At 63.8% G+C, this 22,972-nt stretch carries 18 protein-coding genes and 1 pseudogene; 10 read left to right on the plus strand and 9 right to left on the minus strand.

The annotated features are described in order from the left end of the window. Nucleotides 1-169 precede the first annotated feature (169 nt). Both bmt and N181_RS05350 read right to left on the minus strand, forming a co-directional pair. Complete coding sequence (gene bmt, locus N181_RS05345) at nt 170-1,186, minus strand: betaine--homocysteine S-methyltransferase (RefSeq protein WP_014328721.1); 1,017 nt, start codon at nt 1,184-1,186, stop codon at nt 170-172. Nucleotides 1,187-1,300: 114 nt separating this feature from the next. Continuing rightward, complete coding sequence (locus N181_RS05350; RefSeq protein ID WP_037395396.1) at nt 1,301-2,164, minus strand: LysR substrate-binding domain-containing protein; 864 nt, start codon at nt 2,162-2,164, stop codon at nt 1,301-1,303. 105 nt (nt 2,165-2,269) lie between these two features. Here N181_RS05350 and N181_RS05355 point away from each other — a divergent pair, with 105 nt between their 5' ends. Continuing rightward, complete coding sequence (locus N181_RS05355) at nt 2,270-2,680, plus strand: tautomerase family protein (RefSeq protein ID WP_014328719.1); 411 nt, start codon at nt 2,270-2,272, stop codon at nt 2,678-2,680. Nucleotides 2,681-2,735: 55 nt separating this feature from the next. Here the strand turns inward: N181_RS05355 and N181_RS05360 are convergent, their stop codons facing one another. The 4 genes and pseudogenes from N181_RS05360 to N181_RS33960 form a co-directional block, all read right to left on the minus strand. Beyond that, nucleotides 2,736-3,782 carry a quaternary amine ABC transporter ATP-binding protein gene (locus N181_RS05360; RefSeq protein WP_014328718.1) on the minus strand — a complete coding sequence of 349 codons (1,047 nt, stop codon included), beginning with the start codon at nt 3,780-3,782 and terminating at the stop codon, nt 2,736-2,738. Continuing rightward, nucleotides 3,775-3,873: pseudogene (locus N181_RS34590) on the minus strand (proline/glycine betaine ABC transporter permease); the annotation flags it as partial. The gene N181_RS05360 and the pseudogene N181_RS34590, both read right to left, overlap by 8 nt. Before the next feature lie 205 nt (nt 3,874-4,078). Then, nucleotides 4,079-5,077, minus strand: a complete 999-nt coding sequence (locus N181_RS05365) for a glycine betaine ABC transporter substrate-binding protein (RefSeq protein WP_037395398.1) — start codon at nt 5,075-5,077, stop codon at nt 4,079-4,081. 406 nt (nt 5,078-5,483) lie between these two features. After that, nucleotides 5,484-5,627, minus strand: a complete 144-nt coding sequence (locus N181_RS33960) for a hypothetical protein (protein WP_014328715.1) — start codon at nt 5,625-5,627, stop codon at nt 5,484-5,486. Nucleotides 5,628-5,874: 247 nt separating this feature from the next. On the opposite strand from N181_RS33960, the gene N181_RS05370 reads away from it, so the two are divergent. Together N181_RS05370 and N181_RS05375 are read left to right on the plus strand one after the other, a co-directional pair. After that, nucleotides 5,875-7,329 carry a cobyric acid synthase gene (locus tag N181_RS05370; protein ID WP_014328713.1) on the plus strand — a complete coding sequence of 485 codons (1,455 nt, stop codon included), beginning with the start codon at nt 5,875-5,877 and terminating at the stop codon, nt 7,327-7,329. Between the two features lie 146 nt (nt 7,330-7,475). Beyond that, entirely contained in the window at nt 7,476-9,644 is a 2,169-nt protein-coding gene (locus N181_RS05375; protein ID WP_037435722.1) for a CHASE2 domain-containing protein, read from the plus strand. A 54-nt stretch (nt 9,645-9,698) separates the two neighbouring features. Here the strand turns inward: N181_RS05375 and N181_RS05380 are convergent, their stop codons facing one another. Next, nucleotides 9,699-10,709, minus strand: coding sequence for a FecR family protein (locus tag N181_RS05380; protein ID WP_037435720.1), 1,011 nt, complete (start codon nt 10,707-10,709; stop codon nt 9,699-9,701). A gap of 724 nt (nt 10,710-11,433) precedes the next feature. Here N181_RS05380 and cobU point away from each other — a divergent pair. From cobU to cobO, 4 genes are all read left to right on the plus strand, one after another. Further along, on the plus strand, nt 11,434-11,961 hold the full coding sequence (gene cobU, locus N181_RS05385) for a bifunctional adenosylcobinamide kinase/adenosylcobinamide-phosphate guanylyltransferase (protein WP_037395402.1): 528 nt from the start codon (nt 11,434-11,436) through the stop codon (nt 11,959-11,961). Between the two features lie 3 nt (nt 11,962-11,964). Further along, on the plus strand, nt 11,965-13,029 hold the full coding sequence (cobW, locus tag N181_RS05390; protein ID WP_037395404.1) for a cobalamin biosynthesis protein CobW: 1,065 nt from the start codon (nt 11,965-11,967) through the stop codon (nt 13,027-13,029). 219 nt (nt 13,030-13,248) lie between these two features. Next, a complete protein-coding gene (gene cobN / locus N181_RS05395; protein WP_037435718.1) occupies nt 13,249-17,481 on the plus strand; it encodes a cobaltochelatase subunit CobN in 4,233 nt (1,410 codons plus the stop codon). 10 nt (nt 17,482-17,491) lie between these two features. Continuing rightward, nucleotides 17,492-18,136: a cob(I)yrinic acid a,c-diamide adenosyltransferase gene (cobO, locus tag N181_RS05400; protein WP_037395414.1), complete on the plus strand. Its 645-nt coding sequence runs from the start codon at nt 17,492-17,494 to the stop codon at nt 18,134-18,136. Between the two features lie 71 nt (nt 18,137-18,207). Here cobO and N181_RS05405 read toward each other — a convergent pair whose 3' ends face one another. Beyond that, entirely contained in the window at nt 18,208-18,801 is a 594-nt protein-coding gene (locus N181_RS05405; protein WP_014328706.1) for a methyltransferase family protein, read from the minus strand. Between the two features lie 253 nt (nt 18,802-19,054). Continuing rightward, entirely contained in the window at nt 19,055-19,840 is a 786-nt protein-coding gene (locus N181_RS05410) for a TSUP family transporter (RefSeq protein WP_037395416.1), read from the minus strand. A gap of 423 nt (nt 19,841-20,263) precedes the next feature. Between N181_RS05410 and N181_RS05415 the strand changes: the two genes are divergently transcribed. The 3 genes from N181_RS05415 (at nt 20,264) to N181_RS05425 (ending at nt 22,972) form a co-directional block, all read left to right on the plus strand. After that, nucleotides 20,264-20,722 carry a cobalamin biosynthesis protein gene (locus N181_RS05415; RefSeq protein WP_014328704.1) on the plus strand — a complete coding sequence of 153 codons (459 nt, stop codon included), beginning with the start codon at nt 20,264-20,266 and terminating at the stop codon, nt 20,720-20,722. 115 nt (nt 20,723-20,837) lie between these two features. Next, nucleotides 20,838-21,680: a uroporphyrinogen-III C-methyltransferase gene (gene cobA, locus N181_RS05420; protein ID WP_037395418.1), complete on the plus strand. Its 843-nt coding sequence runs from the start codon at nt 20,838-20,840 to the stop codon at nt 21,678-21,680. Then, nucleotides 21,677-22,972 (plus strand): cobyrinic acid a,c-diamide synthase CobB, encoded by a 1,296-nt coding sequence (locus N181_RS05425; RefSeq protein WP_014328702.1) that lies wholly within the window; start codon nt 21,677-21,679, stop codon nt 22,970-22,972. The genes cobA and N181_RS05425 overlap by 4 nt, the downstream gene beginning before the upstream one ends.

Consider the following 22,972-nt stretch of genomic DNA (forward strand, 5'->3'; position numbering starts at 1 on the left):
AGGCGCATGCGATCCGCAACGGCGGCAGGCGCTGTTCTCGTGCGATTGCCCGGAGGAGATCAATGCAGCTCGGCATGGCCAGCTAATGCCTACGGCGCGCCAAGAAATCAAGAAAGGGCCCCGGATCATCATAATCGCGGAGCCCTTCAATATCTGCCGATGACTGGACTTAAGCGCGGCGGCTGCGTCGCTCGCGTGCCGGGGCGGTGGCGCCCTCATTGGCCGTCTTGTTGCGCAAGGGGCCGATCTTTTCGATGATCACCTCGAGCGTCGGACGCTCGCCCTTGGTGTGGTTGTCGAGGGCAAGGCGCATCGCCGCCAGGTGATTGCACGTCGTGCCGCAGCAGCCGCCGATGATCTTCGCACCGGCGTCGACGGCCAGACGCGCATATTCCGCCATCAGCGGCGGCGTGCCCGAATAGTGGATCTCTGATCCGCGGAACTCCGGAATGCCGCAATTGCCCTTGACGACGACGGTCCCCTCCGGATTGGCGGCGGTCATGTCGAGAAGCGAGGACAGGATGTCGGATGCGCCGACGCCACAATTCGCGCCGACCGCGACCGGGCCTTCGCCGATCTCGGCGGCAACCGCGTGGAGGTCCTTCGGGTGCAGGCCCATCATCGTCTTGCCGGCGGTATCGAAAGAGCCGGTATAGACGTAGGGGAGACCGACCTTTGTGGCGGCCTCGGCGGCCGCGCGAATCTCGTCCGGCGAGGACATCGTCTCGATCCATGCGACTTCCGCGCCGCCCGCCTTGAGGCCCTCGATCTGTTCGACGAAGGCCGAGACCGCTGCGTCGTAGGAGAGCGCACCGAGTGGGATCAGTAATTCGCCGGTCGGTCCGACGGAGCCGGCGGTGATCACCTTGCGCGCCGCCTTGTCGGCCACGGCCCGGGCGATCTCGGCGGCGCGCTTGTTGAGCGCATGCACCCGGTCTTCCGCCTGGTGAAGCTTCAGCCGGTGGCGGGTGCCGCCGAAGGAATTGGTGAGAATGATATCGGCACCGGCGTCGACGAAATCCTGATGCAGCTTGGTGATGTTTTCCGGCTTGGTTTCGTTCCAGAGTTCCGGCGCTTCGCCCGCCTCGAGGCCCATGGCGAAGAGCGACGTCCCGGTCGCACCGTCGGCAAGCAAAACGCCCTTCTGGGCAAGGAGATCGGAGAGGGCGTTGGCTGCAATGGACATCGGTGTTTCCCGGCTGAACAAAGTGTAGCAAGATATAAACATATCTTTATGTGTTTGCGCGTGAGGAAGCAAGCTAAATGTGTGGCGAACCGTTGAGGCAAAGCCTTTCGAGGTTTAAGTGCCTGTCGGCAGCCGCGGCAGTTCATCCGCTAGAAGATGAGCGAGATCGCTCGAGGCGTGCTCCGCATTCGGGCGCAGGCGCAGGCTGAATTCCGCGACGGGCAGCAGCGGCAGATCGAGGTCCTTCGATGCGACCGCTATTCCGGTGCCCAGAAAGCGATCGGTGCGCGCCGTCACCGCGACACCGCCCAGGACCGCGGCGCGCAGGCCGGAGAGACTGGGGCTGGTCGCGGCGATGCGGAAGGGGCGGTTGATCGCTTCGAGCGCGAAAATAGCGGCGGCGCGAAAGCCGCAGGGCGGGTCGAGCACAGCCAATGGCAGATCGGTGTCGGGCAAGGTCACGCCCCTCTCGGCGCATAACCACATCATCGGTTCGCGCAAGACAAGCAGTTCATCTGCCGAAGGTGCCTTCCGCATCGCCAGGACTATGTCGATCTGGCCTTGCTCGTAAGCCGCCGTCAGTTCCTTCGTTCGACCGATCCGAAGGTCGAGGCGAACCCGCGGATGCGACCGCGCGAAGCGGTGCAGCAAGGCTGGTAGAGCTGTGTCGGCGAAATCCTGGGTACTGCCGAGTGCCACGCGACCGTCGGCCCGGGCGCCCTTGAGGCTGAGCCATGCGTCCCGATGCGCGTCGAGGATGCGGCGGGCATGAGCCACGAACTCCTCGCCGACGGGTGTCAGCGATCGTCCGCGCCCGGCCGGTGCGAGAAGAGGCTCGCCGACCAGAGCTTCAAGCCGCTGCATCTGGGCCGTCACGGCCGACGGCGAGCGGTTGATCACTTCTGCCGCACGGGCAAGCGAACCGCCCTCGGCAAAAGCGAGGAAAGTGCGCAAGAGTTCCGGGTCGATCATCCTCATACTTCAGTGATGCAGAATTATACCTGCAATACAATTCGATTTTTCTGATGTGATGAAGGTGGCAAGCTCACCTCGTCGTCGCATCTATCCGAGGAAGGAACTCTCATGCCGATCATCAACATCGCCGTTGCGGCCCAGGCGGACGCAGACTTGTCCGCGCAAATCGCCGCCTCCGTCAGCGAATTGACGCGCCTGCACCTGCGCAAGGATCCGACCGTCACGGCCGTTACGATCAGCTATATCGACCCGCGCCATTGGTTCGCCGGCGGAAAGTCGATCGCGTCACAGCAGACGACGAGTTTCTGGCTCGACATCAAGGTTGTCGATGGCACCAATACGAAACAGGAGCTCGCCAGCTACGTCGAAGCAGTCTATGCCGGGTTCGAATCCTTGCTCGGCCAGATCCACCCCGAAAGCTATGTGCTCGTCCATGAGGTGCCGGCCGCAGCTTACGGCTTCGGCGGCAAGACGCAGGAGTTCCGGTTCATCAGCGGCAAGTTGCAATCGGCCGCGTAGAAATGGGAGAGGGGCACCGTATCGGGCGCCCCTCTCCATTTCCGGCGAACGGTTCTTATGCCGCCTGGCGTTCGTTGTGACTTGTCGGCGTCACCATTGCGCCGATGATCATCTGCAGGTCGATGGCGCCGACCGGGCGGCCATTGGCGTCGACGACGTGGGCCGTGTTGATATGCGCACCCGTCATCGTCCGGGCGGCCGCTTCGAGGACCGTATCCGCCGCGATCGCCAAGCCCTCAGGATTGCCGGACAGCGGCCGCATGATCGTCTCGACATGCACGACCCGGCCGCGGTTCACCTCCTTGACGAAGGCCGTGATGTAATCATCGGCCGGCGAGAGCACGATGTCCTGGCCGGACCCCTGCTGCACGACGCGGCCGTCGCGCAGGATGGCGATCTTGTCGCCGAGCCGCAGTGCCTCGTCGAGGTCATGGGTGATGAAGACCACGGTCTTCTTCAGCTCCTTCTGCAGGTCGAGCAGCACTGACTGCATGTCCATCCGGATCAGCGGATCGAGCGCCGAATAGGCCTCGTCCATCAGCAGGATATCGGCGTCATTGGTCAGCGCCCGGGCGAGACCGACGCGCTGCTGCATGCCGCCCGAGAGCTGGTTCGGATAATGCTTCTCGAAACCCCTGAGGCCGACGCGATCGATCCAGCCGAGAGCTCGCTTCTCGCTTTCGCGCTGCTCGACGCCCTGGATCTCCAGGCCGTAAACGGTGTTTTCAAGTACGGTGCGATGCGGAAGAAGCGCGAATTTCTGGAACACCATCGCCGTCTTGTGGCGGCGGAACTGGCGAAGGTCGTTCTGGTTCATCTTGCAGACGTCGACGCCGTCATAGAGCACTTCGCCGGCAGTCGGGTCGATCAGCCGGTTGATGTGGCGGATGAGTGTGGATTTCCCCGAGCCCGAAAGACCCATCACCACCGTTATGCAGCCGCCGGGCATTGGGATGTTGATGTCCTGCAGGCCGAGGACATGGCCGTACTTCTCATTGAGCTCGGCCTTGCTCATGCCGTTCTTGACATGGTCGATATACTCATGTCCGCGCGGGCCGAAGATCTTGTAGAGGTTCTTCACCTCGATTGCGCGACTAGCCATGAAAAACCTCCGAATGCTTCTGCAGCCGCCTGCCGAAGGCTTGGCTGGCACGATCGAAAATAATGGCGCTGCCGATCAGTGCAACACCGCTGGAGCTGCGTTCCGCCGGTCCGCTTCTTTGAGAGCGTGTATGAGGCGTAACTGCTTCCAGGTTCCCCATTGGGCAATGTGACAGCGTAACGGGCGTGCTGCTGTGCTGTTTGCGACGCGGGCGGGGCGGCTTCGTCGCGAAACATGCGGCGGAGAGTGCCACAGCAAACACAACAGGATCCGGCCCGTTCGCAGCACGGCTTCCGTCAAAGCGCTGCCTTTACCTTTTCTGCGACCTCCGGGCTCACCCATTTCGCCCATATTTCCGGAAAGCGCTCCAGGAAATATCTTGCCGCATCCTCGTTGTTGGCCCGGTTCTGATCCATCCAGGCGAGAATTTTGTTGACCGTTGCGTTGTCCCACCCGCGGGCATTCACGTAATCCATAGCGATGCTTGCCTTTTCGGAAAAGGACTTCGTCACGACGGTAAAGACGTCAGAGACGGGATAGGAGTTGACCTTCGGGTTCGGACAGTTCGCCACGGCCGAGCAGGTATCCCATTCCGCCCTGTCGTGGTCGACGCCGAAGGATAGACGGATCATTTCATATTTACCGAGGATTGCCGTCGGCGCCCAATAATAGCCGAGCCAGCCGGACTTTGTCTCGAAGGCCTCGGCAATGGAGCCGTCAAGCCCGGTCGCCGAGCCGGGGTCGACAAGCTTGAAACCAGCCGCCGCAGCCCCCAGTGCCTTGTAGAGGTTGGCCGTCGAGATCTGACAGTTCCAGCCGGAGGGGCAGTTGTGGATCGCCCCCTTGGTCGGATCGTCGGTCGCCGGGAAAAGATCCGGATGCTTGAGAGCATCCTGCACGGTCTTGATCTCCGGATGGGCGTTGGCGAGGAATCTCGGGATCCACCAGCCTTCGACACCGCCTTCGCTGAGAATTGGAGCAGCCTGGATAAGGCGGCCTCCCTTGATCGCCGCTTCGAGCGGCGTGCGCACCGAGTGGATCCAAAGCTCCGGCGCCAGGTCGGGTTCAGCCTTCTCATTCATGGAGGCGAAGGTCGGCATCGTGTCGCCGGCGACAAGGGAGACGGTGCAACCATAGCCGTGTTCGAGAATAAATTTGTCGACATGGGCGGCGATGCCGGCGGAAGCCCAGTTCATTTCGGCAATGCTGACCTCGCCGCACTCTGCGGCCCGGGTCGGGCTGGCCAGGATGTAGATGCCGGCAGCAGCGAAGGTGATTGCGAGGAGTTTCGTCATGTTTCCAGGCCTCCCGCCTTTGAAGCGGCCCACGACCAGTCAGACTAGGTGTTTCCGAAGAGGAATCAACTTCTTCAGTTGATTGTTTCGAAAGTCGTGCCGGTACACCCAGTTGGCAGATGCGCGCGGTTACGCCGGTCGCTCCCCTTGTTTGAGGATGGCGCGATGATGACGGAAAAATTGCGAATTCACCTTTGGTTAAGTTCTCACTAACCATCCGGTAAGGATGTCAGGCTAATTGTTTGCCTGCGGCAGGCGACTGCCTCAGGTCCGGTTAGGTGTTGCGTACCGGACCTGCCTCTTTGGCGATCTTCGCATTTTGAGGGCCGGGTCCGCCGCAATTCAGCATGCTGACCGGCGTTGCAACAAACGCGCATTTCGCCAAACTCGGAGTACGAAGAGCTTCCTAGCCGACGTTCGACGTGCGGATGAAGCCGAGTGGACCGAATGGCGCGTCGAGCGGCGTATTGCGGATGCGGGACTGGCTGCGCGGCGCCTGCGAGTTCCAGGCGATCTGAACGAAATTGGGTTTGCTGAAGATGAACAGCATGGTTTTCCTGCCTTGGGAGGCCGGCTCACGAGCCGGGTTGTTTCAATGGCGGCGATATAGGCGTGCCACAGTCAGTCTTCGCCGCCAAACTCGGCATTCCATGTCGCATTTTCGCTAGACCGCAGAGCTTCATTACCAAGCTTGGTGAGCGGGTGACCCATGCCGTGATCGGCATCGGCCGGATTTCGGCGAAATGCCGTCGAAACAGAGCTTTGCCGGACAAGCTTTCGATGTTACGGGAGATCACATGACACGCGCGATCATGCTCCAGGGAACCGGCTCTGATGTCGGAAAATCGGTATTGGTGGCAGGCCTCTGCCGGCTCGCCGCCAACCGCGGCCTGAAGGTCAGACCTTTCAAGCCGCAGAACATGTCGAACAACGCGGCCGTTTCCGATGACGGTGGCGAAATCGGCCGGGCACAGTGGCTGCAATCGCTCGCCGCGCGCGTGCCCTCTTCGGTGCACATGAATCCTGTGCTTCTGAAGCCGCAATCCGACGTCGGCAGCCAGGTCATTCTGCAGGGCAAGGTCGCGGGGCAGGCCAAGGGCAGGGAATATCAGGCGCTGAAGCCGAAGCTGCTCGGCGCGGTGATGGAGAGTTTCGAACTCGTCTCCGCCGGCGCGGATCTCGTCGTCGTCGAGGGAGCCGGCTCGCCGGCCGAGATCAATCTCAGGGCCGGCGACATTGCCAATATGGGCTTCGCCACTCGCGCCAAGGTTCCCGTGGTTCTCGTCGGCGACATCGATCGCGGCGGCGTCATCGCCTCGCTGGTCGGCACCCATGCAATCCTGCCGGAGGACGACCGCCGGATGGTCACCGGCTATCTCATCAACAAGTTTCGCGGCGACGTCACCCTTTTCGACGATGGCATCGCGGCCGTTGGCCGCTTCACCGGCTGGCCTTGTTTCGGCGTCGTGCCCTGGCTGAAAAGTGCGGCGCGGCTGCCGGCCGAGGATTCCGTGGTTCTCGAGAAATTGGCGCGCGGCGGCGGCAAAGCTTTGAAAGTCGCCGTGCCCGTCCTGTCGCGCATTGCCAATTTCGACGATCTCGATCCACTTGCGGCAGAACCGGAGGTCGAGCTCGTCTTCGTTCGGCCGGGCACGCCGCTGCCGCAGGACGCAGGGCTTGTCGTCATCCCCGGTTCCAAATCGACTATTTCGGATCTCACGGACTTTCGTGCGCAGGGCTGGGACCGCGACCTCGAGCGCCACGTCCGGCGCGGCGGCCGGGTGATCGGCATCTGCGGCGGCTACCAGATGCTGGGCGCCCGCGTTGCCGATCCGCTCGGCATCGAAGGAAGCGAACGCGAGATTGCCGGGCTCGGGCTGCTTTCGGTCGAAACCGAGATGGCGCCTGAAAAGACGGTGCGCAACAGCCGCGCCTGGTCGCTGGAGCATGACGTGGCGCTCGAAGGCTACGAAATCCATCTCGGCAAGACGACAGGGGCAGATTGCGAACGCGCCCCTGTGACGATCGACGGCCGGCCGGACGGCGCGATGTCGCCCGACGGCAGGATCATCGGGACCTACCTGCACGGCCTCTTCGGCAGCGATGCCTATCGCGCCGCAGTGCTGAAGAGCCTGGGGATCGAAGGCGGGGGCGCCAGCTATCGTCAGTCGGTCGACGGCGCGCTCGACGAGGTTGCCGCCGAGCTCGAGGGCGTGCTCGACCGCGCCTGGCTCAGCCGCTTGCTCGGCTAGCCGCTGCGCCGCCGAACGCGACACTCCCTCGAACCCTCTTTGGTCGATATTGCATGGTTGCTGCGAAGGATGCAGCATGCCCGCGAGGCGGTAGGCCGGTTCTCCTGAACCGGTCGTGCCGCTGCCCGGCACAAAGGTCGGCGGTCATGACACGCGCCCAACTGGTCGGCGTCCTCATCGGATTGGCAATTGTCGCGGCGCTGACGGTGCTGCGGGCAAACGATCCACAACTGTTGAGATTCGCCCGCGAAATCACCTTCGACGAATACCAGCGCCTGGCGCCGCGGCCCTTCGAAAACCTGCCCGTGCGGGTCGTCGATATCGACGAGGCGTCGCTCAGGGAGTTCGGCCAGTGGCCCTGGCCGAGGGATCGATTGGCCGCCCTGGTGAACAGGCTGTCTGAAATGGGCGCCGCCGTCATTGCCTTTGACATTCTCTTCGCCGAGCCCGACCGACTGTCGCCGCGCACAGTTGTCCGCGACGTGCCGGGGATCGATCCGGCTTTGCTGCAACGCTTGCCGGACAATGACGAAATCTTTGCCAGGGCGATCGCCGGCAAGCCCGTGGTGCTGGGTTTCGGCCTGTCGAAAGCGGGAGACTATCGACCGCCGATCAAGGCGGGCTTCGCCTTTGTCGGCGAGAGCCCGTTCGATGCGCCGCCGAGGCTCGCGGCCGCGACCCCGCTCCGGCCGGAACTCGAAGCCAGTGCAGCCGGCCTCGGGCATATCAGCCTCAATCCCGACAGCCCGTCGGCGGTCGTACGCGCGGTCCCGCTGCTTCTCAGCGATGGCGAGCAGCTCTATCCAAATCTGGCGCTCGAGGCGCTGCGTGTCGCTCAGGGCGCTTCCACGTATCTGCTGGCGGGTGCGACGGATGTGCCTGACACGATTACAACGATCAAGATCGGCGATTTCGCTGTGCCTGTTACGGCCGCCGGCGAACTTTGGCTCTACGTCAGTGAGGACCGCCCCGAGAGATACGTATCTGCCGGTCGGGTGCTTGCCGCATCCGGCGCTCCCGGGGATGTCAGCGCCGCCGTCGAAGGCAGCATCGTCTTCGTCGGCACCTCGGCTGCCGGCTTGCTGGACATCCGCACCACGGCTCTCGGACACAACGTCCCCGGCGTCTCGCTTCACGCCCAGGCCGTCGAGCAGATCCTGTCGGGTCGCTTCCTCTCGCGGCCGGACTGGGCCGACGGACTTGAGATACTGTCGATTGCCGTTGCGGGCACCCTCCTCGTGATGCTGACGACCTTCGTCAGCCCGGGCGTGGCGCTCGCCTGCGGGCTATTGATCACCGGCTTTGCGCTCGCGGCCTCCTGGATCGCGTTCCTCTATGCAGGACTGCTCCTCGACCCGCTCGCCCCGATCCTTGCCGGATTGGTCACACATTTCGCCGCGACGGCCTACCGCTTCCTGGTGACCGACCGGGAACGGCGTGTCGTCCGACGCGCCTTCGGCCAGTACCTGTCGCCATCGCTGCTCTACCGCATCGAGCACACGCAGAACGCCTTGCGGCTTGGCGGAGACGATCGCGAGCTGACGATCATGTTCGTCGATGTCCGCAATTTCACTGAGATCAGCGAGCGTTTGGCTCCGACGGAGGTCGTCGGGTTCCTGAACACGCTTCTCGATGCGTTGAGCCGCGATGTGATCGAGAACGAGGGCACGCTCGACAAGTTCATCGGCGACTCGATCATGGCCTTCTGGAACGCGCCCGTCGACGTGGCCGGCCATCCAAGCAAGGCCGTTCGTGCGGCTTTGGCCATGCGGGAAACGCTTGCTCGCCTCAATGACAAGGATGCCTTCGGTTTTGGGGCAGAGCAAAGGGTCGCCATCGGGATCGGAATCCACACGGGACTTGCCTGCGTCGGCAACATGGGCGCCGAGGCGCATTTCAACTATTCGGCTGTCGGAGACGCCGTCAATGTGGCGGCGCGCATCGAAGCCGCCTGCAAGGAGGTCGGATTCGATATCCTTGTATCCGAGACAACGGCAAAATTGGCTGGTCGTTGCGCCTTGCTGGAGGCGGGGGCATTGGGGCTCAAGGGCAAAAGCACGCGAACGAGGCTCTTTGGAGTCGTTGGCGACGAAAGATTTGCCGCCTCGGATGCGTTCGCCGAATTGCAGGAAGTCCACCGGCGGCTGGTCGACGCTTTGCGCGTCCGTTCCACCGACAGTCGGCGCATTCTGGGAGTGGTAAAGCTCAAGGCGTCCGCGCTGGCGCCGGGATTGTCGGATTTCTATCGCCGGATTTCGCGGCGCGGCGATCATTTCATCGATGAGCCGACGGCGAAGGATGCGGCTGGTGAGTAGAGCGGGTTGCCGCCGCCGGGAACTGCGCCGCCTCTTGCGAAATCTCAATCGCAATCACCAACGTCCCGGAAAACGGGCCTTGCTCCGATCGTATCGTGGCGTGTCCGGCTTTTGGGGCCTGTCGGGCCTGTCCAGTTTATCGTGCCAGCTCTTGTCGTGCCGGTCCGGTTTGCCCGGCTTGTCCGGTTTGCTCGGCTTGTCCGGTTTGCTCGGCTTATCTGGCTTGCTCGGCTTGTCTGGCTTGGGCGGCTTGTCTGGCTTGGGCGGCTTGTCGGGTTTGGGCGGCTTGTCGGGTTTGGGCGGCTTGTCGGGTTTGGGCGGCGTCTCGATTGGTGGGGCAAGTTTGGTTGGCGGCAGAATACGGGGTTGAGGCGGATCGGGACGAATCTGAATTGCCGCTGAAAGGCCACAGCCGGTGCCGCTCCATCCGGGCGAGAGCTGCTGTCCACCGGAGAGGAACGGCAACGCCTGTCGGTTGCCAAGTGTCCTGAGGATGCTCCGGTCGACCCGGCGCGTATCGGTCATGTCGCCGTTCGGGCGAGCGACCACACAGTCGCAGCGCCGCGTCAGCTGTTGGCAGCCTCCTCGGCCGCAAAATTCGGCGGCGCCGCTCAAGAGCACCACTGCCGTCGTGCCGTCGCCGCCGACGTAAAAGTCGAAAACCGTGCCTCGAACGCCGATCGTTCCGGCCGGCGTCAAGATCTGATAGGCGGAGTGCTTCGAGTTGCCGCTGATCCAGCGAAACGTTCCCTTCGCTGCCGCGACGGTCAGCTTCTGCACGGATCTCGAGTCGTCGAACACAAACTTGTCGATCACAACTGACGAACCAGCACCCACGGCAAGCTTGCTTCCATCACGGAAGACGAATTGCCCGAGCCCCGATCTGGACGTCCGAATCCGCTCGTCCCGGTGGACCGGGTCGCTGACGACCAGTGGTCCGGTCGCCCCGCTCACTTCGGTCTTGATCCGGATCGCCTGACCGATCGGTTCGGCGGCCTTGCTTGGCATTGAGCCGTAAAGCGCGACGATTAGCGCGACAAATGCGGCACGACGCAAATATGCCATCGCACCCTCCACCAGCCTGGGCGCAGCATGTGAGCCGCGTCGGGCCTGCAAAGCCTATTTATCACGCGGCGGCGAGGGGTGTCTGCTCACCCGTTCGGGGTATGAAAGGCGTGCGGCGTCGGCTACAGGGCCGCGCTGCCGCAATTCGCCGGCTTCGCGTCGCAGCCGTCGATTGACTTTGCGGCCACGGCTTCATAATTAACGGCAATGGATGGTTCCCTCGCACCGAAGCGGCGCGGGGGAGTAAATGGGAATGTGACGGGCGGACCCACACCGGGCGCCCTTATCGCAGCCGACCCCGCGACTGTAGAACGGTCAGGGTTCGCCATCGGGCATGCGCTTCCCTTCCGATGAAACTGCATGGGGCAGTTTTTGCGGGATTGGGAGAGCAAGTCGGAAAAGCCACTGGCGTGGCATCGTGAATAGCCGGGCTGGACGCCTCTTCTTCTACGAATCGTCCGCCGTCACGAGCCAGCAACGCCGGGAAGGCGAGACGGACCCGTTCGGGCTCAATGTCGATGCGCACCGCATGCGCAGCGCTTTGCCCGTGACGCCGAGAGCCAGGAGACCTGCCGTCCATCAGGGCATCGCCCGGGGGAGTCCTCCCCTATGCCAGCACGGAGGTTGTCGTGGCTTATAAATTGCTTTCTGCGCGTGCCGGTCACGCGTACGCTTCCTATCGCTGCTTTGGCCCCATCGGATTCCACGCGCAGGGTCTGGTCGGATGACATTCTCCCATGCCGGACCGGTTTTCGTGCTCGGCGGCGCGCGTTCCGGAAAATCCAATTTCGCCGAGAGGCTCGTCGAAGCCTCAGGACTCCCGATGCACTACGTCGCGACCGGCCGCGCCTATGACGAGGAGATGCGCGATCGTATCGCTCACCACCAGGCGGCGCGTGAGGGCAGGGGCTGGACGACGCATGAGGAGCCGCTCGATCTTTCCGCTCTGCTTCGCCGCCTTGATGCTCCGGGACGGGCGATCCTTGTCGACTGCCTGACGCTATGGGTCACCAACCTGATGATGGACGAGCGCGACATGGCAGCCGAGTTTGCTGCCCTTGCCGATTTGCTGCCCGGTATGCAGGCGCGGCTCATCTTCGTTTCGAACGAGGTCGGTCTCGGTATCGTTCCAGAAAATCGCATGGCGCGCGACTTCCGCGATCATGCCGGCCGCCTGCACCAGATCGTCGCGGAGAAATCCGCCGAAGTCTATTTCGTCGCGGCCGGATTGCCGCTGAAAATGAAGGGTTGATTCATGACACTCGCAAAGGCCCATCCGGGCAAGATCCCCGCTACGGTCATCACCGGCTTCCTCGGTGCCGGCAAGACGACGATGATCCGCAATCTGCTGCAGAATGCCGATGGCAAGCGGATCGCGCTGATCATCAATGAATTCGGCGATCTCGGCGTCGACGGCGACGTGCTGAAAGGTTGCGGCGCGGAAGCCTGCTCGGAAGAGGATATCATCGAACTCACCAACGGCTGCATCTGCTGCACGGTCGCCGACGACTTCATTCCGACCATGACGAAGTTGCTCGAGCGCGAGAACCGTCCGGATCACATCGTCATCGAGACATCCGGCCTGGCCCTGCCGCAGCCGCTGGTCGCCGCCTTCAACTGGCCGGACATCCGCAGCGAAGTGACCGTCGATGGGGTCGTCACCGTCGTCGACAGCGCCGCCGTCGCCGCCGGCCGTTTTGCCGACGACCACGACAAGGTCGGCGCGCTGCGCGTCAATGACGACAATCTCGACCACGAGAGCCCGCTTGAGGAGCTCTTCGAGGATCAGCTCACCGCTGCCGACCTCATTGTTCTCAACAAGACCGATCTGATCGATGCCGCCGGCCTCAAGTCGGTGCGCGACGAGGTTGCCTCGCGCATCAGCCGCAAGCCGACGATGATCGAGGCAAGGAACGGCGAGGTGGCGGCTGCGATCCTCCTCGGCCTCGGCGTCGGCACCGAGGGCGAGATCGCCAACCGCAAATCGCACCACGAAATGGAGCACGAGGCCGGCGAGGAGCACGATCACGACGAGTTCGACAGCTTCGTGGTCGAACTCGGAGCGATTGCCGACCCGGCCCTCTTCGTCGACCGTCTGAAGGCTGTTATCGCCGAGCACGACGTGCTGCGCCTCAAGGGCTTCGCCGACGTCCCCGGCAAGCCTATGCGCCTGCTGATCCAGGCGGTCGGCAGCCGTATCGACCAGTATTACGACCGCGCCTGGGCGCCGGGCGAGGCACGCGGCACGCGTCTCGTCGTCATCGGCCTGCACGACATGGACGAGACCGCGGTGCGCGCGGCGATCTCGGCGCTGGTGTGAGGCGATTTTGAACGTGTGTGGGAATAACCCCTCCCCAACCCCTCCCCACAAGGGGGAGGGGCTAGGCGCTCGCGGCCCTCGCTGGCATTCATCCAGTCCTTGCGTCTGGCTGAACCGTCTGAGTCGAGGGCAGAGACGGTGCGGCAGGGCAAGTCCCTCCCCCTTGTGGGGAGGGGTTGGGGCGGGGTCTTCTTCTCACGACACCCGGGAGGAGCACCGATGCACCTCCTCCTAGCCCAGAAAGGCACGATCGCCGACGGCAACGAAGCGATCGACCTCGGCCAAAGCCCGGCAGATATCCTGTTCCTGTCGGCGGCCGATACGGAGCTTGCCTCGATTGCGGCCGCCCATCGCCGGAGCGCCGGGGCGAAGAGCTTACGCATCGCCAGCCTGATGAGCCTCATGCATCCGATGTCGGTCGACACCTATGTCGAACGCACGGCCCGTCATGCGAAGCTGATCGTCGTCCGGCCGCTCGGCGGCGCCAGCTATTTTCGATACGTGCTGGAGGCGCTTTTTGCGGCGGCGGTCGCCGGCAAGTTCCAGATTGCCGTACTGCCGGGAGACGACAAGCCGGATCCCGGTCTTGAGCCTTTTTCGACTGTTTCGGCGGAAGACCGCAAGTGTCTCTGGGCCTATTTCACCGAGGGCGGCGCCGACAATGCCAGCTTGTTCCTCGACTATGCCGAGGCGTTGATCGATGGAAGCGAGAAGCCGCAGGCGGCGCGGCCCTTGCTCAAGGCCGGCATCTGGTGGCCGGGCAGGGGTGTCATCGGGGTTAGCGAATGGATGCGGCTTGTTCGAGGGCGAGGGGATGCACCCCCCTCTGCCCTGCCGGGCATCTCCCCCACAAGGGGGGAGATCACGGATGCAAGCGCTCGTACTTCAACGACCGCTGAATGTGAGACGAGCCAGCGGGGGAGCAACGCCGTTGCCAATGTCGGTGGAAACTTGGGGCAAGTCGTTAGCGGCTTGCCAATCTCCCCCCCTGTGGGGGAGATGCCCGGCAGGGCAGAGGGGGGTGAGCCCCCGGAGGTGAAAACCCCGCCCATCGTCGCCATCTGCTTCTACCGCGCCCTGGTCCAGAGCGGTGAGACCAAACCCGTTGAGGCGCTGATTGACGCGCTGGCGGCTGAAGGCATGTGCGCACTCCCGGTGTTCGTCTCGAGCCTCAAGGATCAGGTCTCGATCGGCACGCTGGAGGCAATCTTTGCCGAAGCGGCGCCGGACGTGGTGATGAACGCCACCGGCTTCGCCGTCTCGGCACCCGGTGCCGACCGACAGCCGACAGTCTTGGAATCCACCGGCGCACCGGTGCTGCAGGTCATCTTTTCAGGATCTTCTCGCGAGGCATGGGATGCCTCGCCGCAGGGGCTGATGGCGCGCGATCTCGGCATGAATGTCGCTCTGCCGGAGGTGGATGGGCGCATCCTGTCGCGCGCTGTCTCCTTCAAGGCGGCATCGGTCTATGACCCGCTTGTCGAGGCCAACATCGTCGGGCACGAACCGCTTGCCGATCGCGTGCGCTTCGCCGCCCGGCTCGCCGCCAACTGGGCGAGGCTGCGCCGTGCCAAGCCGCAGACCCGCCGGGTCGCCATCGTCATGGCCAATTATCCGAACCGCGACGGCCGCCTCGGCAACGGCGTCGGCCTCGATACACCCGCCGGCACGATCGAGGTGCTGAAGGCGATGGCGGCGCAAGGCTATAGGGTCGGCGATCTGCCCGAGGACGGCGATGCGCTGATCCGCTTCCTGATGGCCGGGCCGACCAATGCGGCGAGCCGCGAACGGGAAATCCGTGAGACGATTTCCCTGAGCGAATACAAGGGTTTCCTCGCCACTCTTCCGAAAAAGATTCAGCAGGAGGTGAGCGAGCGCTGGGGTGCGCCGGAGGCCGATCCCTTCTTTCTCGATGGCGTCTTCGCGCTGCCGCTCGCCCGCTTCGGCGCCGTCCTTGTCGGCATCCAGCCGGCCCGCGGCTACAATATCGATCCGAAGGAAACCTATCACGCCCCGGATCTGGTGCCGCCGCACGGCTATCTGGCCTTCTATGCCTATCTGCGCCAGGGCTATGCTGCCGACGCGATCATCCATATGGGCAAGCATGGCAATCTCGAATGGTTGCCCGGCAAGGCGCTGGCACTTTCGGAGACCTGCTATCCGGAGGCGGTGTTCGGCCCGATGCCGCATCTCTATCCCTTCATCGTCAACGACCCAGGCGAGGGCACGCAGGCAAAGCGCCGCACCAGCGCCGTGATCATCGACCATCTGACGCCGCCCTTGACGCGGGCCGAGTCCTACGGGCCGCTAAAAGACCTGGAGGCCCTGGTCGACGAATACTACGAGGCGGCCGGCGGCGATCCGCGGCGGCTGCGGTTGCTCAGTCGCCAGATCCTGGAACTCGTGCGCGATATCGGCCTCGACGGCGACGCCGGCATTAAAAAGGGCGATAGCGACGACAAGGCGCTCGAAAAACTCGACGCCTATCTCTGCGACCTCAAGGAAATGCAGATCCGCGACGGGCTGCACATCTTCGGCGTCGCGCCGGAGGGGCGACTGTTGACCGATCTCACCGTGGCGCTGGCCCGGGTGCCGCGTGGTCTGGGCGAGGGCGGCGATCAGAGTCTGCAGCGGGCGATTGCGGCGGATCTGGGGATGGGTGGGTCGGCGCACTTACCCCCCTCTGTCCTACCGGACATCTCCCCCACAAGGGGGGAGAATGGGGAGGCAAGCGCTTCCTCCACAGAGGCTGTCGAAATGGCGGCAAACCCGGCGGCCGCAAACAGTTCCGTAAACACCAATGGAGCGAGGGAAAATGCCGGTGGCCACCCGCCAATCTCCACCCTTGTGGGGGAGATGCCCGGCAGGGCAGAGGGGGGTGCCTCCCCTCCGTCGCAACCTTTCGACCCGCTCGATTGCGTGATGTCTGCGCCTTGGACCGGTTGGAAGCCGGATCTTCTTGTCGCCCTCTCCGATGCCCCGTGGCGCACAGCGGGCGACACGGTCGAGCGGGTCGAACTTCTCGCGGCGAAACTGGTGTCGGGCGAGATTGCTTGCCCCGCCGGTTGGACCAACACGCGTGCTGTCCTCGACGAGATCGACACGCGGCTGAAGCCTTCGATCCAGGGTTCTGGTGCGGCCGAGATCAACGGCCTGCTCACCGGTCTCGACGGGCGCTTCGTTGCGCCCGGACCTTCCGGTGCACCGACGCGCGGCCGTCCCGATGTGCTGCCAACCGGTCGCAACTTCTATTCCGTCGACAGCCGCGCCGTACCGACGCCGGCGGCCTACGAGCTCGGCAAGAAATCGGCCGAACTGCTCATCCGTCGCTATCTGCAGGACCACGGCGAATGGCCGTCCTCTTTCGGTCTCACCGCCTGGGGAACGTCCAACATGCGCACCGGCGGTGACGACATCGCCCAGGCGCTGGCGCTGATCGGCGCCAAGCCTATCTGGGACATGGCGTCGCGCCGGGTGACCGGCTACGAAATCGTGCCGCTCGCCGTGCTTGGCCGGCCGCGCGTCGATGTGACGCTCAGGATATCCGGTTTCTTCCGCGACGCCTTCCCGGAGCAGATCGCTCTTTTCGACAGGGCGATCCGAGCCGTCGGTGCGCTAGAGGAAGACGACGCCGACAACATGATCGCCGCCCGGATGCGCGCTGAGGCCAGGCGACTCGAGGAAAGGGGTGTCGAGCCGAAGGAGGCGGGAAGGCGCGCCTCCTATCGCGTCTTCGGCGCCAAGCCGGGCGCCTATGGCGCCGGCCTGCAGGCGCTGATCGATGAAAAAGGCTGGGAGAAGCGCGGCGATCTCGCCGACGCCTATCTCACCTGGGGCGGCTATGCCTATGGCGCCGGCGAGGACGGCAAGGCCGAGCGAGGGCTTTTCGAGGAGCGCCTGCGCACGATCGAGGCGGTCGTCCAGAACCAGGATAACCGCGAGCACGATCTGCTCGACAGCGACGACTACTACCAGTTCGAAGGCGGCATGAGCGCCGCGACGGAGCAGCTCAAGGGGCAGCGACCGGCCATCTACCACAACGACCACTCGCGCCCGGAAAAGCCGGTGATCCGCTCGCTGGAGGAAGAGATCGGCCGCGTGGTTCGGGCCCGCGTCGTCAATCCGAAATGGATCGACGGCGTGATGCGCCACGGCTACAAGGGCGCCTTCGAGATTGCCGCGACGGTCGACTACATGTTCGCCTTCGCAGCGACGACCGGGGCTGTGCGCGATCATCATTTCGAGGCGGCCTACCGCGCGTTCATCGCAGACGAGAAGGTCCTCGATTTCCTACGCGGCAAGAACCCAGCTGCACTTGCCGAGATCGCCGAGCGGTTCCTGGAGGCGGTCGATCGCGGTCTGTGGAACCCGCGCTCCAACTCGGCGCGATTTGAACTGAACAGCCTGTCCGGCCCCGCGGCGACTGACCGTCCACGCGCCGGAAACGAATAGGGAGGACGCTATGAGCGACGAAACCGTAAGTGGAGGCGAACCGGTCGCCGAAAAGGATGAAGCGCGCCACGCCATGAAGATGGCGAAGAAGAAGACGGCGCGCGACAAGATCATGGCGACGAAGACCGACGAGAAGGGCCTGATCATCGTCCACACCGGCAAGGGCAAGGGCAAGTCGACGGCCGGCTTCGGCATGATCTTCCGCCACATCGCCCATGGCATGCCCTGCGCCGTCGTGCAGTTCATCAAGGGCGCCATGCAGACCGGCGAGCGCGATCTGATCGACAAGCATTTCGCAGATCTCTGCCAGTTCTACACGCTCGGCGAAGGCTTCACCTGGGAGACGCAGGACCGCGCCCGCGACGTGGCGACGGCGGAGAAGGCTTGGGAAAAGGCCAAGGAACTGATCCGCGACGAGCGCAATTCCATGGTGCTGCTCGACGAGATCAACATTGCGCTGCGCTATGACTATATCGACATCGCCGAGGTCGTCCGGTTCCTCAAGGAAGAAAAGCCGCACATGACGCATGTAGTGCTGACCGGCCGCAACGCCAAGGAGGATTTGATCGAGATCGCCGATCTGGTGACCGAGATGGAACTCGTCAAGCACCCGTTCCGCTCCGGCATCAAGGGGCAGAAGGGCGTCGAATTCTGACGCGGCGGAACTTTCGGCGGCCTTTGTCGCCTTGACCCGGCAAGTGCCCGCCCTTGTCGGGCGCGGGTGCATCAAAGCCAGCGTCGCACGCGCCGGCAATAGCGCAGATAGGCCTCGCCGAAGGCACCGGAGAGATGGGCTTCCTCCATGCGGATCTGGTAGGAAATCGAGATCCAGGCGGAGAGGGCCAGTGCAACGGAGACGACGTTCGGGACGGCAAGCACGGTGCCGATCAGCGCCGTTACCATGCCGACATAGATGGGGTTGCGGGAGAAGGCATAGAGGCCCGAGGTGACGAGCGGGGCATCCTGCGCCTCCGGTATGCCAATCTTCCAGGAAAAGCGCATGGACCATTGCGACAGCATTGTCAGCCCGCCGCCCAAACTCATCAAGGCGAGGCCGAGCGAGGCGAGCACCGGGTGCTCGAGCGATGGAATCCGCCCGAGGCCGGCATCGACGCTGGCGGGAACGATCGCCACGGCGATCAAATGCACGACGAGCACCGCAACGATGATGCGAAAAAGACTGCCGGCAAAGCCTTCGGCATCGTCGCCATAGGTCAGGACGACAGGAGACCGCCCCGTCAGAAGGCGAAGCCGGATTGCCAGCGCCAGCGTGAAGAGGCTGACAACAAGCATAAGGATTGCGGGAATCGTCGTGAACATCGCGGCTCCTGTGGTCGCCGGCACTGGTTTCCGGCGTTGAGTTTCAAAGATGAAACGACGTTGCAATCTCTAGTCACTAGAGCTTCAAGAGCCTAAATGGGGCCATTTTGGAATTGGTTAACTGGTGAGTGGAGGTGCCGCGCCTCACCCGCTTGAAAGCGGAGCCGGAGCCTTGCCGACCCGCGATGCAAGTGGTTGAACGGACGCTATGGCCTGCGCCCGATCGTTTCAGCCGGAATTGCAGCTAACCGCGTTATAGGCCCAGCCAGATTCTCAACGGATGCGCCGGGTCTGCCAGCAGCCGGATTGCCAGTGCGATCGAGACGACGACGAGCAACGGCTTGATGATCTTCGCGCCCTTCGCCATCGCGTAGCGGGAGCCGACCTGCGCACCGAGGAACTGGCCGGCTCCCATCATCAGCCCGACCTTCCAGAGCACGACGCCATAAAGAACGAAGACGAGGAAGGCACCGAGATTGGAGCCGAAATTCAGGAACTTCGTGTGGGCCGTCGCCTTGAGGATGCCGTAGCCGGCAAGCGAGACGAAGCCGAGCATGAAGAACGAGCCCGTACCTGGCCCGAAAATGCCGTCGTAGAGGCCGATCAGTGGCACGAAGGTGAGCGTGAAGAGGAATGCCGACATGCGGCGGTGCTTTTCGACATCGCCGATATTCGGCTTGCAGCCGAAATAGACGGCGATTGCGATCAGCAGAAAGGGCAGTACCCCCTTCAGCGCATCGGCTGGCACGACGGTCGCGATCAATGCGCCGAACACGGACCCCGCGGCCGACATCAGCGCCATCGGCAACTGGTCCTTCAGATTCACATGGCCGTGTCGCGCATAGGCGATGCTGGCGGAGCCGGAGCCGAAGAGCGATTGCAGCTTGTTGGTGCCGAGCGTTTCGAGCGGCGGGATGCCGGCGATCAGCATGGCGGGAATGGTGATCATCCCGCCGCCGCCGGCGATCGAATCGATGAAGCCGGCGATGAAAGCCGCCACGAAAAGGAAGAGCAGGAGATGGAAGGCGAGATCGGTCACGGACGGCTCGAGACGGAATGGAAATTGCTTCCGCCTTGTGTCAGAGGCGGCAGCGAAAAGCAAAAGGATTGTCGGCGCAAATCACCGCAGAAAATGCCGTTCTTATGCGCCGTTTACGACGCTGCGATGGCGCAATCCGGTTTGACCGCCCGGATGCCCTTCGGTAGAAATGACGATCATGCGACGGCGTCCGTGCGAGCGGATCGAAAGAGCGTCTGGTGCGGCCGACCCATTCAGGGGGCCAGATCCGGTGCTGTCCAGACCGGTGCGGCTCTCGGCCCAGGCCGGCGCTTCGTATGGAACGCCGACCGCTGCGCGAACCAACACCTCGGGTATTGGGCAAATCGCGCAGATGTTCAATGAATTGCAGCACGTTCGCGCGCCCCTGGGGACGCGTGGCGCTGCAGGGGAGCCGCGCTGCAGATGCCTTCGGTCACGAGACCAAACCCGACCGCAAAACTTGTCCTCGGCCTCGGCTGCGAGCGAAACACCGAGCCCGGGGAAGTGATCGCGCTTGCCGAGCGGGCGCTCGCCGATGCCGGCGCGGAAAAGAGTGATGTCGCGTTCGTCGCGTCGCTCGATGCGCGTGCCAAGGAGCCCGCCATTCATGCGGCAGGTCGGCATTTTTGCGTGCCCGTCCGCTTCTTCGACGCTGCGACACTCGAGGCGGAAGCGGCGCGCCTGCAGAACCCGTCCGAGATCGTCTTTGCTCACACCGGCTGCCATGGCGTCGCCGAGGGCGCGGCATTGGCCGGGGCGGGGCGCGATGCGGTCCTGCTCGTTCCGAAGATCCGCTCGGCCTGCGCGACGGCGGCGATCGCGGGGCCGCGGCGTTGCGCCGGCGCCTACCCAACCGAAGCAGCCGCCCCGGGTCCTGTCTGATGGTTTGTACTCGCGCCCATCCCATGTTGTCTGACAAGCAGATTCAATGCTCTGCCGTCATTTCCTTCAAAAGAGAATCAGCGCTGCTGTTTTGCCAGGCTGGGAGAAACGCGCCGTGACGGATACATTTTTTGCCGGCCTTCCCGAACTCGATCCCGGTTCCGTCTGGCTTGTCGGCGCCGGCCCCGGCGATCCGGGCCTCTTGACGCTGCATGCTGCCAATGCGCTCCGGCAGGCGGATGTAATCGTTCATGATGCGCTGGTGAATGCCGATTGCCTGAAGCTCGCCAAGCCGGGCGTCACGCTCGAATTTGCCGGCAAACGCGGCGGCAAGCCCTCGCCAAAGCAGCGCGACATCTCGCTCCGCCTCGTCGAGCTCGCACGCGCCGGGCTCAGGGTATTGCGCCTCAAGGGCGGCGACCCCTTTGTCTTCGGCCGCGGCGGCGAGGAGGCCTTGACGCTCGTCGAGCACGGCATCCCGTTCCGTATCGTGCCGGGCATCACCGCGGGCATCGGCGGGCTTGCCTATGCCGGCATCCCGGTGACCCACCGCGAGGTCAATCATGCCGTCACCTTCCTCACCGGCCACGATTCCTCCGGCGTCGTGCCGGACCGGATCAACTGGGAAGGCATCGCCAAAGGGTCGCCCGTGATCGTCATGTACATGGCGATGAAACATATCGGCCAGATTTCGGCAAACCTCATCGCTGCCGGCCGTTCGGCTGACGAGCCGGTTGCCTTCGTCTGCAACGCAGCGACGCCTGAGCAGGTCGTGCTTGAGACGACGCTTTCCCGTGCCGAGGCCGATATTTCGGCTTCGGGACTGGAGCCGCCGGCAATCGTCGTCGTCGGTGAAGTCGTTCGGCTGCGTCCGTCGCTCGACTGGCTGGGCGCGCTCAATGGCCGCGCGCTTGTCGCCGATCCGTTCTTAAGCCGCATACGCCGGAACCCGGCATGAGCGGTCTGATGATTGCCGCCCCGAGCTCCGGTTCGGGCAAGACGACCGTGACGCTCGGCCTGCTGCGGGCGCTGACGCGGCGGGGCTTCCCCATAGCGCCGGGCAAAGCGGGCCCTGACTATATCGACCCGGCTTTCCATACGGCCGCAAGCGGCAAGCCCTGCCTCAACTATGATCCCTGGGCGATGCGGACGGAACTGCTCCGCGCCAACGCGGCGGCCGCGGCGAAGGACGGCTCCACCCTCATCGTCGAGGCGATGATGGGGCTCTATGACGGCGCCGCGGACGGTACTGGATCGCCGGCGGACCTCGCCGCGACGCTTGGGCTGGCGGTGGTCCTGGTCGTCGATTGCGCTCGTCTTTCCCATTCGGTCGCGGCGCTGGTGCGCGGCTATATGGATCATCGCCATGACGTGCGCGTCGCCGGCGTCATCTTGAATCGCGTCGGCAGCGACCGCCACGAAGCGATGCTGCGCGACGCGCTCGAACGCGCTTCCGTGCCGACTTTCGGCGTGTTGCGGCAGGATGGTGCGTTGACGCTGCCGGAACGGCATCTCGGCCTCGTCCAGGCCGGCGAGCACGGGATGCTCGAGGCCTTCATCGACCACGCGGCAATGCGCGTCGCGTCGGGCTGCGACGTCGATGCCATTCTCGCCAACGCGTCTCCCTTGCGTCCGGATTCGCCATCGGAAGCCAAGGCGCTGCGGCCGCTCGGCCAGCGGATCGCCATCGCCCGCGACGTCGCCTTCGCTTTCAGTTACGAGCATCTGCTCTCCGGTTGGCTCAGGCAGGGAGCGGAAATTTCGTTCTTTTCACCACTTGGCGATGAAGCGCCCGATGTCGGCGCCGATGCCATCTATCTGCCCGGCGGCTATCCGGAATTGCACGCCGAGTCGCTCGCCGGCGCCACGCATTTCCGCGCTGTGATGCATGCTGCGGCCGGGCGCGGCGTGCGCGTTTTCGGGGAGTGCGGCGGTTACATGGCGCTGGGCGAGGGGCTTGTCGCCGCGGACGGTAGACGCTACGAGATGCTTGGCCTCTTGCCGCTCGTCACCAGTTTCGCGGAGCGCAAGCGACATCTCGGCTACCGGCGCGTCGCGCCGTTCGACACTGGGTTTTTCGAGGGAGCGATGACGGCGCACGAATTTCACTATTCGACCATCGTTTCCGAAGGGAAGGCGGAGCCGCTCTTTGCCGTGGAGGATGCGGCAGGCGTCGATCTCGGCCGTGCAGGCCTTCGCCGCGGCAACGTTGCCGGCTCCTTCATGCATCTGATCGACCTTTCGGCGTGA

This window comes from Sinorhizobium fredii USDA 205, from assembly GCF_001461695.1.
GTDB lineage: Bacteria > Pseudomonadota > Alphaproteobacteria > Rhizobiales > Rhizobiaceae > Sinorhizobium > Sinorhizobium fredii.

Coding starts and splice junctions, on each gene's coding strand:
- bmt (WP_014328721.1), bottom strand. CDS start 1,186: ATGTCCATTGCAGCCAACGCCCTCTCCGATCTCCTTGCCCAGAAGGGC.
- N181_RS05350 (WP_037395396.1), bottom strand. CDS start 2,164: ATGAGGATGATCGACCCGGAACTCTTGCGCACTTTCCTCGCTTTTGCC.
- N181_RS05355 (WP_014328719.1), top strand. CDS start 2,270: ATGCCGATCATCAACATCGCCGTTGCGGCCCAGGCGGACGCAGACTTG.
- N181_RS05360 (WP_014328718.1), bottom strand. CDS start 3,782: ATGGCTAGTCGCGCAATCGAGGTGAAGAACCTCTACAAGATCTTCGGC.
- N181_RS05365 (WP_037395398.1), bottom strand. CDS start 5,077: ATGACGAAACTCCTCGCAATCACCTTCGCTGCTGCCGGCATCTACATC.
- N181_RS33960 (WP_014328715.1), bottom strand. CDS start 5,627: ATGCTGTTCATCTTCAGCAAACCCAATTTCGTTCAGATCGCCTGGAAC.
- N181_RS05370 (WP_014328713.1), top strand. CDS start 5,875: ATGACACGCGCGATCATGCTCCAGGGAACCGGCTCTGATGTCGGAAAA.
- N181_RS05375 (WP_037435722.1), top strand. CDS start 7,476: ATGACACGCGCCCAACTGGTCGGCGTCCTCATCGGATTGGCAATTGTC.
- N181_RS05380 (WP_037435720.1), bottom strand. CDS start 10,709: ATGGCATATTTGCGTCGTGCCGCATTTGTCGCGCTAATCGTCGCGCTT.
- cobU (WP_037395402.1), top strand. CDS start 11,434: ATGACATTCTCCCATGCCGGACCGGTTTTCGTGCTCGGCGGCGCGCGT.
- cobW (WP_037395404.1), top strand. CDS start 11,965: ATGACACTCGCAAAGGCCCATCCGGGCAAGATCCCCGCTACGGTCATC.
- cobN (WP_037435718.1), top strand. CDS start 13,249: ATGCACCTCCTCCTAGCCCAGAAAGGCACGATCGCCGACGGCAACGAA.
- cobO (WP_037395414.1), top strand. CDS start 17,492: ATGAGCGACGAAACCGTAAGTGGAGGCGAACCGGTCGCCGAAAAGGAT.
- N181_RS05405 (WP_014328706.1), bottom strand. CDS start 18,801: ATGTTCACGACGATTCCCGCAATCCTTATGCTTGTTGTCAGCCTCTTC.
- N181_RS05415 (WP_014328704.1), top strand. CDS start 20,264: ATGCCTTCGGTCACGAGACCAAACCCGACCGCAAAACTTGTCCTCGGC.
- N181_RS05425 (WP_014328702.1), top strand. CDS start 21,677: ATGAGCGGTCTGATGATTGCCGCCCCGAGCTCCGGTTCGGGCAAGACG.